Raw genomic sequence first — 13,740 nt, forward strand, 5'->3', positions numbered from 1 at the left:
GGAGGAAAGATGAAGCAGATCACTTTGTTGCGGGGCGGCGCCTCGCTGGCGGCCGTAGCCCTGATGGGCCTGGCCGGCATTGCCCAGGCGCAGACCGCCTCGGCACCCGAAGCCACCCAGGAGGACGATAGCGGCGCGATCGTCGTCGTCGGCGTCCGCAAGGCACTGGAAAGCGCGCAGACGATCAAGCGCGATTCCGACACGGTGGTCGACTCGATCACCGCGACGGATATCGGCGCCTTCCCGGACACCTCGGTGGCGGGCGCGCTCCAGCGCGTGCCGGGCATCACCACCTCGCGCCTGCAGGCAGCCGGGGACTCGACCCACCCCTCGGGCGAGCCGACCGCGGTGCTGATCCGCGGCCTCACCTTCGTCCGCACCGAGTTCAACGGGCGCGACAGCTTCTCGGCCGATGCCAATCGCGGGCTCAACTTCAACGACATCTCGCCCGAGCTGATGGCCGGCGTCGATGCCTACAAGAACCAGACGGCCGAGATGATCGAAGGCGGCCTGGCCGGCACGGTCAATCTGCGCACCCGCCTGCCGTTCGACCAGAAGGGGCTGGTCGTCGCCGGCAACGCCAAGGCGAGCTATGGCACCCGTTCGAAGGAGTGGACCGGCGAGTTCTCGGGCCTGATCTCGAACACCTGGGACACCGCGATCGGCCGCTTCGGCCTGATGGCCAATTTCGCCCGCAGCCATGTCGTGACGCGCACCGAAAACGTGATCATGGACAAGATCGATACCTATTGCTCGGCCGGCGCGACCAATGCGCAGGGCAATGGTGTGCTGACCAACGGCACCGTGAACTGCTCCGCCAATCCGTTCGGCGGCACCGGCTGGGCCTATATTCCCGACGGCATCCGCTATTCGCAGGTCGATTACGACCGCACCCGGCGCGGCATCTCGGCGGCGGCGCAGTACGAGAACAATGCGGGCAATTTCCGCATGTCGGCCCAGTATAACGACAGCGAGTATCACAATGCCTGGCTCGAGCGGGCCAGCCACGTGATCCTGGACGGCAATTACTTCGGCACCCCGGCGTTCAACCCGCGCGCCACCACGGTTCTCGGCCGGGCGCCGGGCACCTCGGCCTTCGTCTTCGGGCCGGACGGCATGCTCCAGTCGGGCACGCTGACCCAGGCGCATGGCAGCTGGCGCGGCAGCTGGGACAGCACCCAGGAAGCGATCAACACCGGTTCGGCCGTGCCGGGCCAGCCCTTCGTCAACAATTGCGCGGCGCCTTCGGTCTGCTCGACGCTGCAGGACGGCCTCTATTTCCAGAACGAGGCGCGCAACTTCGATCACCGCGAGCGAACCCAGGACCTGTCGGGCAACATCAGCTGGGACGTGACCGAGAAGCTCCACGTCAACCTCGACGTGCAGCATATCTGGGCCAACACCACCAATGACGACATCCTCGTCGCCGTCGGCTCGATGGCCAATGTGCAGTACAGCACGAACAAGGACGGCACGCCCAATGTGAAGCTGCTGCCGGGCTCGAACGTGAACTACGCCGCCGGCGGCCTCTCCAACCCGCACAATTACTGGATGCCGTTCGTCCAGGCGCACATGGAGGACAATGACGCCAAGGAGACCGCGTTCCGCGGCGATATCGGCTATGATTTCGACGAGGGCGGCTGGCTGGACTCGCTGAAGGTAGGCGTTCGCTATGCCGATCGCGCGCAGACGGTGCGCTACTCGACCTTCAACTGGTCGCCGGTCGCGGCGTCGTGGAACTGCAACGGCCCGGGCTTCAATATCGACAACACCACGGGCGGTGCCTATCCGAGCTGCAACGCCGGCCACCCGGCGTTCAAGGGCTATGGCCCGGGCATGTGGGAGTCGGTCACGCTCGGCGACGGCTTCTACGATGGCGGCGTCTACGACAACCCGGCGCTGGTCTACATGAACCGCGCCACGCTGATGGACCGCGCGCGGCTGGTGCAGGGCGTCAGCGGCTCGACCACCGGTTCGCCGATGGGCTGGGAGCCGATCTGCGACCGCGCCGATGCCACGGTCGAGGGCTGCTACCTCCCGTCCGAGGTGATGCACGTCAAGGAGAAGACCACCGCGGCCTATGCGATGCTGCGCTTCGGCGGTGACAATGCGAATATCGGCGGGGTGAATATCCGCGGCAATATCGGCCTGCGCTATGTCCGCACCAGCATCGATTCCGACGGCAGCGTCGGCTATCCGCTGACCACCACCTTCACCAACTACCAGCCCTGCGGCTCGACGCTGCCAGCCACCTGGATCGTCAACCCGATGTGCTTCGTCACGCCGGCCGTGGCGGCCTTCGCCAGCGGCGGCGGCACGGCGAACACCTATGAGGCCAGCTATGACAACTGGCTGCCGAGCTTCAATCTGCGGCTGGGCCTCGACGACAAGAGCTTCATCCGCTTCGGCTATTCGCGGGGCATGTCGCGGCCGGACTTCGGCCTGTTGCGCAACTTCGTATCGATCCAGGGACCGATCCTCGACGGTTCGGCGACGTCGCCCTACCTGGTCCGCAACGGCGCGGGCACGGTCACCGGCTACAACTTCGTGTTCCGCGCGGAATCGGGCTTCCCGGCGCTCAAGCCGATCACGGCCGACCAGTTCGACCTGACCTTCGAGCATTATTTCGGCCGCAGCAGCTCGTTCACGATCGACGGCTTCTACAAGAAGCTCAATTCGAGCATCTCGTACGGCGAGTTCTATCGCAGCTTCACCAACAACAACTCGACCCAGACCGTGCTGATGCGCGGCCCGCGCAACGGCGAGGATGGGGGGACGCTCAAGGGATTCGAAGTTGCCTTCCAGACTTTCTTCGACTTCCTGCCCGGCGCGCTTAGCGGGCTTGGTACGCAGCTGAACTACACGTTCGTCGACCAGTCGGGCATCAACAACTCGAACCTGGTGACGGCGGGCGCGCTGGACTCGGGCGGCACCGGCGGCTTCGGCGCGGGCCTCGACACATCGGGCGGGCGCGGCGTGGTGATGGACTCGCACCAGCTGGCGGGCATCTCCAAGCACACGTTCAACGCGGTGATGCTCTACGAAAAGGGCCCGATAGCGATGCGTGTCGCCTATAACTGGCGCTCGCGCTTCCTCACCGACAATCTCGACTGCTGCATCGGCCTGCCGGTGTTCCAGAAGGCGGCCGGGTTCCTCGACGGCTCCCTGCGCTTCTCGCTGGCGAAATGGGTCGAGCTGTCGGTCGAAGGATCGAACCTGCTCGGCACCACCAGCGTGTTCCAGCAGCAGATCTTCGGCGACACGAGCAAGACGCCCGGCGCCAAGCCTGTCTACCGCGACGCAAACTGGAGCCGGGTCGATCGCCGCTTCCAGTTCGGCGCCCGGTTCAAGTTCTAACTCCCCTCGGCGCCGCCGTTCCTTCATTCGGCGGCGCCATTTCTTTCGGGAGCGAATTGCATGCAGCCCAGTTCGAGCACATCCGCGGCGCCCCTGCGCGTCGTCATCGTCGGCGGCGGGACCGCGGGCTGGATGTGCGCGGCCGGGCTGGCGCGCTTGCTGCCGGAGACAGATTATGCGCTGACCCTGATCGAGTCCGACGAGATTGGCACGGTGGGCGTCGGCGAAGCGACGCTGCCGCATATCCGCGAGTTCAACGCGATGCTCGGGCTCGACGAGGCCGAGTTCATGGCCGCCACCCAGGGCAGCTTCAAGCTGGGCATCGAGTTCGTCGGCTGGGACAGGCCCGGGGGGCGCTATGTCCACCCCTTCGGCACGTTCGGCGAACGCTGGGGCGGGCTCGACTTCCAGCACCACTGGCTGCGGGCGAAAGCGGCGGGCAAGCCGGTTGGCGAATTCGCCGAGCACAGCTTCGCCGCCGCGATGTGCCGCGAAGGCGTGTTCGACATGCCCGATCCGGACCCGCGCTCGATCCGCTCGACCTTCTCCTACGCCTATCATTTCGATGCGGGGCTCTACGCCCGGTATCTGCGTGGCTGGGCGACGCAGCGCGGCGTGCAGCGGATCGAGGGCAAGATCGTCGAGGTCTTGCGCGGCGCCGAGACCGGGCTCGTCGAGAGCGTCTCGCTCGAATCGGGTGCGCGGATCGAAGGCGACCTGTTCATCGACTGCTCCGGCTTCCGTTCGCTGCTGCTCGGGCAGAATATGGGCGTGGCGTGGCAGGACTGGAGCGAATGGCTGCCCTGCGACCGCGCCATGGCGGTGCCGTGCGCCAGCGTGGCCGGCATCACGCCTTTCACGCGCTCGACGGCCCAGACCGGCGGCTGGACCTGGCGCATCCCGCTCCAGCATCGGATCGGTAATGGCTATGTCTTCTCCAGCGCTTTCTGCTCGGAAGACCAGGCGCGCGAGACGCTGCTCGGCGCGATCGACGGCACCCCGCTTGCCGAGCCGCGTGTGCTGCGCTTCCAGGCTGGGCGGCGGGAGCGTGGCTGGGAAGGCAATGTCGTCGCGGTCGGGCTGTCCTCGGGCTTTCTCGAGCCGCTGGAATCGACCAGCATCTTCCTGATCCAGGCGGCGGTAACCGACCTGGCGAAGCTGATGCCCCGGCCCGGCGGCGCGATCGATCCGCGCCTGGCCGCCGAGTTCAACCGGCTGTTCGCGATCCATTACGACCGGACCCGCGATTTCCTGGTGCTCCATTACACCGCCAACGCGCGCCACGGCGAACCGCTCTGGGATCATGTGCGGAACATGGCGTTGCCGGACAGCCTGGCCCACAAGATCGATCTCTTCCGCTCCAGCGGCCGCGCGCCCGACTACAAGCTTGGCCTGTTCTCGCGCGACAGCTGGCTGGCGGTGCTGATGGGGCAGGGGATCATGCCCCAGGCCTGGGATCGTCAGGCCGACCGCGCGCCGCTCGATCAGGTGGCAGAGCGCCTCTCCGATCTGCGCGAACGGATCGCCAGCAACGCCGCGGCGTTGCCAGCGCATGCCGATTTCCTGGCCGGCTATTGCCCGGCGGGGGAAGTGGCGGTGGTCGCATGAGCGGGGCGTTCACCGTTGTCGTTGTAGGGCGGGATGCGCCGCTCTGGCTGGCGGCGGCTGCCTTGGCGCGGGCGCTTGGGGCTTCGGGTGTTCGGGTGGAGGCGGTGGAGCTGCCGAGCGGGCTCGCGCCGGTGGATTTCTACGCCACCTTCCCGGCGCTGGAGGCGCTGCATAGCCAGCTTCGTATCGATGAGGCTGGGGTGCTGCGGGCTACGGGGGGAAGCCTGACGCTTGGGCAGAATTTTGTGGAGCTTGAGCCCAGCACAATAGAGCCCAACCAGATCCCCGGCGGAGGCCGTGGCCCAGCTGCAAGCGGTTTGGAGGAGAGGGCAAGCGCCGCCGAGGCTGCGTCGAACCTGGGCCCCGGCCTTCGCCGGGGATCAGCTTCGGAAGCGGTAGGGGCACAGTCGCAACCCGCCTTCCTCCACGCCTATGGCTCCGCCGGCACCCGGATCGGCGAGGACGAATTCTTCCCCCATTGGGTCAAGGCACGCGCCTATGGCCTGAGCGTCCCGCTCGACGACTTCTCGCTCACTGCCGCCGCTGCGCGACACGGGCGGTTGATGCTGCCTGACGACCAGAGCGCGAGCTACGGCCGCTGCGACTATGGCTATCACCTGCCGGCGACCGCCTATGCCCGGCTGCTGCGCGAGACGGCGATCCGCCACGGCGTCATTGTACATGCCGCCGACGCGGTAACCCCTGCACGACAGGGCGAGACGATTACCGCGCTCGATCTCGGCGAGGGACGGCGGCTCACGGGCGATCTGTTCGTCGATGCCGGCGGCGCGCTCGACACGGATTTCCTGAGCTGGCGTGCGCATTTCCCTGCGGACCGCGTGCTGACCGCCGCCGGCCCGGCCTTCGCCAATCTCCCGGTCTATGCCGAGAACCGAGCCGGTCCCACCGGCTGGACCGCGCTCCACCCGAGCCGCCCGGCGACCTTCGTCACCCATGTCTGGTCGAGCGCGCACGCCAGTGACGACGAAGCGCTGGCCGCCGCGACCACAGCCGCCGGCCTGCCGCTCACCGGCGCCGTGATCCGCACGCTCGATCCGGGGCGCCCCGCGCAACCCTGGACCGGCAACCAGGTCACCCTCGGCGCACGTTTCGATCCGGTTCACGGCCTCGACCTGCTCGGCCTGCAGGTCAGCCTGGTCCAGCTCCTCGCCGACTTCCCGGCCAGTGCCGGTTTCGCTGCCGAGCGCGACGCCTATAACCGCGCCACCACGGAAGCGCTCGACCGGCTGCGCGACTTCCAGTCCGCGCATTACGCGCTCGCCCGCTATGCCGGCCCCTTCTGGCAGGGCGCGTGCGAGGTATCGCCCGATCTCGCCCATGCCATCGCGCTGTTCCGCGCCCGTGGCGAATTGGCGCCGTTCGAGGAGGAGAACCTCCCGCCCGACAGCTGGCGCGCGCTGTTCCTCGGCCAGGGCGTCGAACCCGAAAGCTGGCCGCCGGCGATCGATCGGGTCCCGCCCGAGGAAGTGAAGGCGCAGTTCCGCCGTATGCTCGGCTTCGTTCGCGAGCAGGTGCTGCGCCAGCCCATGCAGGACGCCTGGCTGGCCCGGCTCGCCGCTCCCCAATCATGACTTCCCCACAGGAAAGACCCCGAATGACCTCTCGTACCCTCGTGACCCTGCTTGCCCTTGCGCTTCCCGGCACTGCCTTCGCGGCGGATCGGGAATGCGCCCAGTCGCCGGGCAAGACGCTCGAAGTCTGTGTTTCGGTCGAAGGCGGGCAGGCGCTCTACGAAGTGAAGCGCGGCGACACGGTGGTGATCGCTCCCTCGGCGCTGGGCCTCAGCTTCGCAGGGGAACCGGCGGCGCGCTACAGTGCGATCACCGATGCCCGCCGCTCGGCCTCGGACAGCAATTGGGAGCAGCCCTGGGGCGAGCAGCGGCTGGTCCGCGACAATCACAGCGAGCTGGCGGTGACGATCACGGGGGACACCGCGCTCAACAAGGCGATGCAGGTCACCTTCCGCATCTTCGATGACGGGGTAGGTTTCCGCTATTCCTATGCCGGCATTCCGGCGGGCGAGCAGGTCGGCGTCACCGCCGATCGCACCCAGTTCCGCACGAAGGGCGCGTACCAGGCCTGGTGGTATGAAGGGCTTGGCCAGGAGCGCGACGAATATCTCTACACCCAGACCGACGCGCGCCGCATCACCCTGGCCGAGACCCCGCTGACGCTGAAGGGCGGCAACGGGCTGTATTTGTCCTTCCACGAAGCGGCGCTGGTCGATTTCCCGAGCATGCTGCTCCAGGGCAACGGCGCCGGCACGCTTACCGCCTGGCTGATGCCCTGGCCCGACGGCGTCGGCGCGAAGAAGACCGGGCCCTTCTCCACGCCGTGGCGCACGATCCTGATCGGCACCACGCCCGGCGCGCTGGCCGACAGCCGGATCGAGCTCAACCTCAACGAGCCGAGCAAGCTTCCGGATATCCAGAAGTGGTTCAAGCCGGGCAAATATGTCGGCGTCTGGTGGGAGATGCATCTCAACCGCACCACCTGGGGCAGCGGCCCGACCCACGGCGCCAATAACGACAATGTGAAGCGCTACATCGATTTCGCCGCGAAATACGGGTTCGACGGCGTGCTCGTCGAAGGCTGGAACCAGGGCTGGGACGGCGAGTGGATCGCCAATGGCGACAAGTTCAGCTTCACCAAGTCGTACCCGGATTTCGACCTGCCGATGCTCTCGGCCTATGCTAGGTCGAAGGGCGTCCACCTGATCGGCCATCACGAGACTGCCGGCGCGGTGGTGAACTACGAGAACCAGCTCGAGGACGCGCTCGACCTTTATGCCAAGGTCGGCGTGCCGTCGGTGAAGACCGGCTATGTCCGCCATTCGGGCGATATCCTCGATCGCGAGGGTGGCAAGGAATGGTTCGCCGGCCAGTTCATGGTCCAGCATCACCTGAAGGTGATCGAGGCTGCGGCCAAGCGCCACATCACGATGGACACGCATGAGCCGGTCAAGGACACGGGCCTGCGCCGCACCTGGCCCAACTGGGTGAGCCGCGAAGGCGCGCGCGGGCAGGAGTTCAACGCCTGGGGCCGCCCGACCAACCCGCCCGAGCATCTCACGATCCTGCCGTTCACGCGCATGCTCGCGGGGCCGATGGACTTCACGCCCGGCATCTTCGACCTGGAGCATGGCAAGACGCTGCTGACGGAGCGCAACCAGTCGACGCTCGCTGCACAGCTCGCCGAATATGTCGTGCTCTATTCGCCGATCCACATGGCGGCGGACCTGCCCGAAAATTACGAGAAGCATCTCGATGCCTTCCAGTTCATCCGCGACGTGCCGACCGACTGGGAGACGACGCGGACGCTGGCTTCGGAGATCGGCGACTATGTCGTCGTCGCCCGCCAGCCGCGCGGGGGCGGGGACTGGTATCTCGGCGCGATCACCGACGAGACGGCGCGTGTGTTGCCGGTGAAGCTCGACTTCCTCGCGCCGGGCAAGCGCTACGAGGCGCAGATCTACCGCGATGCGGCGGATGCCGACTATGTGAAGAAGCCGGTCGCCTACACGATCGAGAAGCGCATGGTGACGAGCGCCGACACGCTCGATCTCGTGCTGGCGCCGGGCGGCGGCCAGGCGATCCGGTTCAAGCTGGTGAAGTAGGCTACGCGGCTTCCCGCCATGCTGTTCCCCGGCGAAAGCCGGGGTCCAGGGTTTCTCTACCGTGTCGCTCTGTTACCCTGGGCCCCGGCTTTCGCCGGGGAACGGCTTTGCCTGTCGATGGTACTGGCTTCCGCGGGGATGACGGAAGGGTAAGTGCGGTGGTAGAGCCTGCCAAATGCTGACGCTGCCCAATATCCTTACGCTCTCGCGTATCATCACGGTGCCGCTGCTCGCGGCGTTTCTCTGGTGGCCGGAATGGCGGCTGGGTTACGGCATCGCCTTCGCGATCTACTGCCTGATGGGCGTCACCGATTATTTCGACGGCTATCTCGCCCGCGCCCAGGGCACGGTGTCGAAGCTCGGCGTGTTCCTCGATCCGATCGCCGACAAGATCATGGTCGCCGCGGTGCTGCTGATCCTCGCCGGCCGCGGAGTGATCACCGACCTGCACCTGATCCCCGCGCTGGTGATCCTGGTGCGCGAGATCGCCGTTTCCGGCCTGCGCGAGTTCCTGGGCGGCATCCAGGTTTCGCTTCCCGTATCGCGGCTCGCCAAGTGGAAGACGACGCTGCAGCTGGTCTCGCTCGGCGGGCTGATCCTGGTCGGCGCCTTGCCCTATGCGTGGCTGTGGCAGGCGGCGCTGGCGGCCTTCTGGGTGTCGGCCGCGCTCACCCTGATCACCGGCTGGGATTATCTGCGCGTCGGCCTGCGGCACATGGACACGTGATGGACCTGCTCTACTTCGCCTGGGTCCGCGAGGCCGTGGGGGTGGGGCAGGAGCAGGTCGACCCGCCCGAGGCGGTGGAGACGGTTGCCGATCTGGTCGGCTGGCTGGCCACGCGCAGCCCCGGCCACGCCGCTGCCTTTGCCGATCCGGCCAGGCTGCGCGCCGCGATCGACCAGCGCTTCGTGCCGCTGGCCACGCCGCTGAACGGGGCGAAGGAAGTCGCGCTCTTCCCCCCGGTGACCGGCGGATGATCCGCGTCTCGATCGATCCCGCACCGATCGAGCTTGCACTGGAGCTGGCGGCGCTCGAGGAGCGCGGCGCGGGCGGAGTGGCGAGCTTCACCGGCGTGGTCCGCGGCGGCGACGGCATCACCGCGCTCGAACTCGAACACTATCCCGGCATGACCGAGGACGCGCTCTGCACCCTGGCCGAGGCGGCGATGGACCGCTGGAACCTGCTCGGCGTGACGATCCTCCACCGCGTCGGCCGGATGACGGTGGGCGAGCGTATCGTCTTCATCGGCACCGCCGCCGCGCATCGCCGCGAGGCGCTGGAGGCCTGCGCATACCTGATCGACCGGCTCAAGACCGACGCCCCCTTCTGGAAGCGGGAATGGCGGGGGGAGGATGCGAGCTGGGTCGAAGCGCGGGCAAGCGACGAGGCGGCTGCGGCCAAGTGGTAATCCCTCTCCCGTAAGGAGAGGGAGGTCAGGGCCGGGCCTCCGCCAGCACGTCCGCCAGTAGCCGGAAGTCCCGTTCCCTCGGCGAAGCCTTGCGCCACACCAGGGCGATCCGCCGCGAGGCATTGTCCGCCTCCAGCGGCCGCGCCGCCACCTGGGTGTGGTCGAGGATGCCCGAATCCACCGCCATCTCGGGCAGCATCGTCACGCCAAGGCCATTGTCGACCATCTGCACCATGGTGTGCAGCGAGGTGCCCATCATCGTCGCCTCGGCGCGCATCTCCGGCCGGTTGCAGGCGGCGAGCGCATGTTCCTTCAGGCAATGCCCGTCCTCGAGCATCAGCAGCCGCGTCTCGTCGATCTCGGCCGGGCGGATCGAGGCGCTCGGATCCATCTCGCCTTCGCGATAGGCGACGAACAGCCGGTCGTCGAACAGCGGCGCCGTTTCCACGTCGCCGCACGCATAGGGCAAAGCGAGCAGCACGCAGTCGGTACGGCCATGATGCAGCCCTTCACAGGCCTGGCCGCTGGTTTCCTCGCGCAGATAGAGCTTCAGGTCGGGATAGTCCCTGCGCAGCTTGGGCAGGATGCGCGGCAACAGGAAGGGCGCGATCGTCGGGATCACGCTCATTCGCATCTCGCCGGAGAGCGGCCGCCCGGCGGCCCGGGCCAGGTCGCCCAGCTCGTCCGCCTCGCGCAGCACGCGCCGCGCCTTGTCGACGATGCGCTCGCCCAGCGGCGTAAAGCGCACCACCCGCCGCGTCCGCTCGACCAGCACCACGCCGATCAGCGTCTCCAGCTCGCGGATGCCCGCCGACAGTGTCGACTGGGTAACGTAGCAGCTCTCCGCCGCCCGGCCGAAATGGCCATGGTCCTTCAATGCGACGAGATACTGGAGCTGCTTGAGCGTGGGGAGGTAGGTGGTCTGCGCCATTGATCGCCTGTGTCGATTGTATGGCGGGTATATAGTGAGCCAGGCGATAAAACAAATCCTCCCCCAGCTTGCTGGGGGAGGGGGACCGCTCGCGAAGCGAGGGGTGGAGGGGCGGCGGTGGCACACCGCCGGCTTCGCCGCCCCTCCACCAGCCTGCGGCTGGTCCCCCTCCCCGAGACAAGCTCGGGGAGGATTTAGAGGTTACGCCGCCTCGCTGAGCTCGTCCGGCAGGCGGATCATATAGTCGAATGCCGAGAGTGCCGCGGTCGAGCCTGCGCCCATCGCGATCACGATCTGCTTGTACGGCACCGTGGTGCAGTCGCCCGCCGCGAAGATGCCCGGCTGGCTGGTCTCGCCGCGCGCATCGATCTCGATCTCGCCGCGGTTGGACAGCGCGATCGCGTCCTTCAGCCACTCGGTGTTCGGCACCAGGCCGATCTGCACGAAGATGCCTTCAAGCTCGACCTGATGCACGGTGCCGTGGTTGCGGTCCTTGTAGGTCAGGCTGGTCAGCTTCTCGCCATCGCCGTCCACCTGGGTGGTCAGCGCCGAGGTGATGACCTTGACGTTGGGCAGGCTGCCCAGCTTGCGCTGGAGCACCGCGTCGGCGCGCAGCTGGCTGTCATATTCGATCAGCGTGACGTGCGCGACGAGGCCGGCCAGGTCGATCGCGGCCTCGACGCCGGAATTGCCGCCGCCGATCACCGCCACGCGCTTGCCCTTGAACAGCGGGCCGTCGCAGTGCGGGCAATAGGTCACGCCCTTGTTGCGATATTCCTCCTCGCCGGGCACGCCCATCGTCCGCCAGCGGGCGCCGGTGGAAAGGATCACGGTGCGCGCCTTCAGGCTCGCGCCATTCTCCAACACGACCTCATGCAGCCCGCCCTCATGCCGGGCCGGCACCAGCTTCGCAGCGCGCTGGTGGTTCATGATGTCGACGTCATATTCCTTGACGTGCTGCTCCAGATGCGCGGCGAGCTTCGGGCCTTCGGTGTGGCTCACCGAGATGAAGTTCTCGATGCTCATCGTGTCGAGCACCTGGCCGCCGAAGCGCTCCGCGGCGATGCCGGTGCGGATGCCCTTGCGCGCCGAATAGATCGCAGCTGCAGCACCGGCCGGGCCACCGCCCACCACCAGGACTTCGAACGGATTCTTGCCAGCGATCTTGGCCGCGGTGCGCTTCTCGGCACCGCTGTCGATCTTGGCGACGATCTGCTCCAGTTCCATCCGGCCGCTGGCAAAGGGCTCGCCGTTCAGGAATACGGTCGGCACCGCCATCACCTTGCGCTCTTCGACTTCGGCCGGGAACAGCCCGCCGTCGATCGAGGTATGGCGGATGCGCGGGTTGAGCACCGCCATCAGGTTCAGCGCCTGCACCACGTCCGGGCAGTTCTGGCAGGTCAGCGAGAAATAGGTCTCGAAGACATAGTCGCCGTCCAGGTTCTTCACCTGCTCGATCAGCTCCTGCGCCGCCTTGCTCGGATGGCCGCCGACCTGGAGCAAAGCGAGCACCAGCGAGGTGAACTCATGCCCCATCGGCAGGCCCGCGAAGCGCACGCCGATATCGGTGCCGGTGCGGTGGATCAGGAAGCTCGGCTTGCGGCTATCGTCATCGGTGCGGACGACCGAGACCTTGTCCGAAAGTGCGGCGATTTCATTGAGCAGCTCCTCCAGCTCGCGCGACTTGGCATCGTCACCGAGGCTGGCGACCAGCTCGATCGGCTCCCGGATGTTCGCGAGATAGCCCTTGAGCTGCTGGGTCAGGTTTGCGTCGAGCATGGCAGAAACTCCACTAATTCAGATACAAAACGGCCCGGGACAGAAGTTGATTGCCGTCCCGGGCCGCATGGGCGCCCGCAAGGGGGCTAACGGGCGCCTGGGGGATCAGATCTTGCCGACCAGGTCGAGCGACGGAGCCAGCGTCTCGGCACCCTCTTCCCACTTGGCGGGGCAGACTTCGCCCGGATGCGCGGCGATGTACTGCGCAGCCTTGATCTTGCGGAGCAGCTCGGCCGCGTTGCGGCCCACGCCCTCGCTGGTGATCTCGACCAGCTGGATCACGCCTTCCGGATCGACGACGAAGGTGCCGCGATCGGCCAGGCCCTGGCCCTCACGGAGCACGTCGAAGTTGGTCGACAGCACGTGGTTCTGGTCGCCGAGCATGTAATAGTTGATCTTGCCGATCGCCGGCGAGGTGTCGTGCCAGGCCTTGTGGCTGAAGTGCGTGTCGGTCGAGACCGAATAGACTTCGACGCCCATCTTCTGGAGCTGCGGATAGATGTCCGCCAGGTCCTCGAGCTCGGTCGGGCACACGAAGGTGAAGTCCGCCGGGTAGAAGAAGAACACCGCCCACTTGCCCTTCGTGTCCGCGTCGGTGACCTGGACGAACTTGCCTTCCTTATAGGCCTGCGCGGTGAACGGCCTGATGGTGCTGCCGATGAGAGCCATTGCTTGGTATTCCTCCAGAACGGGGGTTGTTGTTGCAATGGCGAGATAGGGCCGCTGCACTGCAATGTGAAATTGGAAAGCCCGTTCGGGGTGATCGCTTTAATCGATCAAGCGGCATCGATTGATCGACTGGATTTCTGGAAAACCGATCAGACGGCGCGGGCGATCATCGAGATCAGCGTGATCACGATCATGCAGCCCAGGATCAGGTCAAGCGGCCGCCGCGCGCCGAGCCAGTCGACGATCCGGCCCCAGCGCCGCTGCCATCCGGTTTCGGGAGCGCCGATGCGCCGTATCCGCCCGTGGCGGCTGTTCCTGCTGCTGTCCCACATGCGCGGGGATGTGGGGCG

The 13,740-nt window shown here is 66.8% G+C and carries 11 protein-coding genes; 7 read left to right on the forward strand and 4 right to left on the reverse strand.

What is annotated here, in order from left to right; translation table 11 throughout:
- The first annotated feature begins 9 nt into the window (after positions 1–9).
- The 7 genes from O3305_RS22560 to O3305_RS22590 all read left to right on the forward strand — a co-directional run bounded on the left by O3305_RS22560 (position 10) and on the right by O3305_RS22590 (position 10,011).
- Positions 10–3,357: a TonB-dependent receptor gene (locus O3305_RS22560; protein WP_269574515.1), complete on the forward strand. Its 3,348-nt coding sequence runs from the start codon at positions 10–12 to the stop codon at positions 3,355–3,357.
- A 60-nt stretch (positions 3,358–3,417) separates the two neighbouring features.
- Entirely contained in the window at positions 3,418–4,965 is a 1,548-nt protein-coding gene (locus O3305_RS22565) for a tryptophan halogenase family protein (RefSeq protein ID WP_269574516.1), read from the forward strand.
- Positions 4,962–6,557, forward strand: coding sequence for a tryptophan 7-halogenase (locus O3305_RS22570; RefSeq protein WP_269574517.1), 1,596 nt, complete (start codon positions 4,962–4,964; stop codon positions 6,555–6,557). Before O3305_RS22565 ends, O3305_RS22570 begins: the two co-directional genes overlap by 4 nt.
- A gap of 23 nt (positions 6,558–6,580) precedes the next feature.
- On the forward strand, positions 6,581–8,602 hold the full coding sequence (locus tag O3305_RS22575; protein ID WP_269574518.1) for a glycoside hydrolase family 97 protein: 2,022 nt from the start codon (positions 6,581–6,583) through the stop codon (positions 8,600–8,602).
- A 175-nt stretch (positions 8,603–8,777) separates the two neighbouring features.
- A complete protein-coding gene (gene pgsA / locus O3305_RS22580; RefSeq protein ID WP_184169400.1) occupies positions 8,778–9,329 on the forward strand; it encodes a CDP-diacylglycerol--glycerol-3-phosphate 3-phosphatidyltransferase in 552 nt (183 codons plus the stop codon).
- Positions 9,329–9,580 carry a molybdopterin converting factor subunit 1 gene (gene moaD, locus O3305_RS22585; RefSeq protein WP_269574519.1) on the forward strand — a complete coding sequence of 84 codons (252 nt, stop codon included), beginning with the start codon at positions 9,329–9,331 and terminating at the stop codon, positions 9,578–9,580. The genes pgsA and moaD overlap by 1 nt, the downstream gene beginning before the upstream one ends.
- Positions 9,577–10,011: a molybdenum cofactor biosynthesis protein MoaE gene (locus O3305_RS22590; protein WP_269574520.1), complete on the forward strand. Its 435-nt coding sequence runs from the start codon at positions 9,577–9,579 to the stop codon at positions 10,009–10,011. The genes moaD and O3305_RS22590 overlap by 4 nt, the downstream gene beginning before the upstream one ends.
- Before the next feature lie 25 nt (positions 10,012–10,036).
- Here O3305_RS22590 and O3305_RS22595 read toward each other — a convergent pair whose 3' ends face one another.
- The 4 genes from O3305_RS22595 to O3305_RS22610 form a co-directional block, all read right to left on the reverse strand.
- On the reverse strand, positions 10,037–10,942 hold the full coding sequence (locus O3305_RS22595) for a hydrogen peroxide-inducible genes activator (RefSeq protein WP_184169395.1): 906 nt from the start codon (positions 10,940–10,942) through the stop codon (positions 10,037–10,039).
- 201 nt (positions 10,943–11,143) lie between these two features.
- Positions 11,144–12,721 carry an alkyl hydroperoxide reductase subunit F gene (gene ahpF / locus O3305_RS22600; protein WP_269574521.1) on the reverse strand — a complete coding sequence of 526 codons (1,578 nt, stop codon included), beginning with the start codon at positions 12,719–12,721 and terminating at the stop codon, positions 11,144–11,146.
- Positions 12,722–12,826: 105 nt separating this feature from the next.
- On the reverse strand, positions 12,827–13,390 hold the full coding sequence (ahpC, locus tag O3305_RS22605; protein ID WP_269574522.1) for an alkyl hydroperoxide reductase subunit C: 564 nt from the start codon (positions 13,388–13,390) through the stop codon (positions 12,827–12,829).
- 149 nt (positions 13,391–13,539) lie between these two features.
- Complete coding sequence (locus O3305_RS22610; protein ID WP_269574523.1) at positions 13,540–13,722, reverse strand: hypothetical protein; 183 nt, start codon at positions 13,720–13,722, stop codon at positions 13,540–13,542.
- Positions 13,723–13,740 lie beyond the last annotated feature (18 nt).

Origin of the sequence: Sphingomonas sp. NIBR02145, from assembly GCF_027359115.1 — a bacterium.
In the GTDB taxonomy this organism is placed as follows: Bacteria; Pseudomonadota; Alphaproteobacteria; order Sphingomonadales; family Sphingomonadaceae; genus Sphingomonas; species Sphingomonas kyeonggiensis_A.